The organism is Okeania sp. (genome assembly GCF_983059655.1).
Window position 1 is genome coordinate 2408 of record NZ_CEZPJD010000272.1, and the last position, 2218, is coordinate 4625.

1 protein-coding gene is annotated in these 2218 nt (G+C 43.1%); it reads left to right on the top strand.

Annotation, left to right across the window (positions count from 1 at the left end):
- Positions 1–1970: pyruvate:ferredoxin (flavodoxin) oxidoreductase (nifJ, locus tag AC3DU7_RS16195; protein WP_488040358.1), on the top strand; the 1970-nt coding region annotated here is incomplete at its 5' end.
- Positions 1971–2218: the final 248 nt, after the last annotated feature.

Genomic DNA, 2218 nt, shown 5'->3' on the forward strand with positions numbered 1-2218 from the left:
ATAAAGTTGCTAGTGACAGTGGGATGAGAGGACGCATTAATACAGTAATGCAAACTTGTTTCTTTGCCTTAGCTAATGTTTTGCCCAGAGAAGAGGCGATCGCTCAAATTAAAAAATACATCCAAAAGACCTATGGCAAAAAAGGTCAGGAAATTGTCAATATGAATTTACAAGCGGTTGACAATACTTTGGATAATCTCTACGAAGTGAAAATTCCCACGGAAGTTAGTAGTACTCTCCACCGTTTACCACCCATTCCCGATACAGCGCCAGAATTTGTGCGGGATGTTTTGGGCAAAATGATTTCTCGGGAAGGCGACCAACTACCAGTCAGCGCTTTACCATGTGATGGAACTTACCCTACCGGAACAACTAAATGGGAAAAACGTAATGTTACTCAAGAAATTCCAGCTTGGGACCCCGATGTCTGCGTGCAATGTGGTAAGTGTATTATGGTTTGCCCTCATTCGGTCATTCGTGGTAAAGCTTATGAGGAGACTTTGTTAGATAATGCTCCAGCAACTTTCAAATCTATAAATGTCAAGGATAAAGATTTTGCCGGACAGAAATTTACTATCCAAGTAGCGCCCGAAGACTGTACTGGTTGTGGTGTGTGTGTAGATATTTGCCCGGCGAAAAATAAATCTATGCCATCCCGCAAGGCAATAAATATGGAAGCGCAGTTACCATTGCGGGAACAAGAAAGAGAAAATTGGGATTTCTTCTTGGGTCTACCTAACCCTGACCGTCGCTCCCTCCATCTCGACCGCATCCGTCAACAACAATGGCAAGAACCCTTGTTTGAATTTTCCGGTGCTTGTGCAGGTTGTGGCGAAACTCCCTATATTAAATTAGTCAGTCAGTTATTTGGCGATCGCTCGGTTGTGGCAAATGCGACTGGATGTTCGTCTATTTACGGCGGTAACTTACCCACAACTCCTTGGGCAAAAAATGCCGATGGTCGCGGCCCTGCTTGGTCAAATAGTTTATTTGAGGATAACGCCGAATTTGGTTTAGGTTTCCGTCTGTCTCTCGACAAACATAGTCAATTTGCTGCGGAGCTTTTGCAAAAAGTGGCGGGAAGTGTGGGAGATAATTTAGTTGATGCCATTCTGAACGCTTCCCAAAAATCTGAAGCTGATATTTGGGAACAACGGGAGCGAGTAGCCCAAGTCAAGGAAAAATTGCAAGGGGTAGATTCGCCAGAAGCAAAGCAAATGTTGACTTTAGCAGATTATCTGGTGAAAAAATCTGTTTGGATAGTTGGTGGTGATGGTTGGGCCTATGATATTGGTTTTGGAGGTTTAGACCACGTTATCGCTAGCGGTCGAAATGTGAATATTTTGGTTATGGATACGGAGGTTTATTCTAATACTGGCGGTCAGTCTTCTAAAGCGACTCCCCGTGCGGCAGTTGCCAAGTTTGCAGCAGGAGGAAAACCATCAGGTAAGAAAGATTTAGGTTTGATAGCAATGACTTACGGCAATGTTTATGTTGCCAGTGTAGCAATGGGAGCGCGAGACGAACATACCCTGAAAGCATTTTTGGAAGCTGAAGCTTATGACGGCCCATCATTGATTATTGCTTATAGTCATTGTATTGCTCATGGAATTAATATGACGACAGCAATGAGTAATCAAAAAGCACTTGTGGAAAGTGGTCGGTGGTTGTTGTATCGGTATAACCCAGACTTGGTACAAAAAGGGAAAAATCCTTTGCAGTTGGATATGCGATCGCCAAAGAAACCAGTAGGTGAGTCGATGTATCAGGAGAATAGGTTTAAAATGCTAACTAAGAGCAAACCTGCTGATGCCAAAGAATTATTAGTACAAGCGCAGGAAGATGTTAATACTCGTTATGCGATGTATGAATATTTGGCAGCTCGCCAACTAGAAATTCCTCATGGCAATAGTAGCGGTAACGGTAATTCTGATGCTATGAAAACACCAGAAAAAACGACTAATAGCTGATAGGTTTAGTAGGGTGCGTTAGACGGCTAAAATCTAGACTGTGAAAAGCATTTAACAATCCGTCGTAACGCACCATTGAGCTGTAGCTAAAATCGTGCGTTACGGCGCAACGCAATATTTAACAGTTCAACCGTAGCTTGGAGTCAGCGCCTAACGCACCCTACTGGATTGTTTCATCTTAAATGATGCAATAGCTAGTAGGTTGGGTTAAGCGCAAGCGCAACCCAACAACAACTGTTGTATATTTG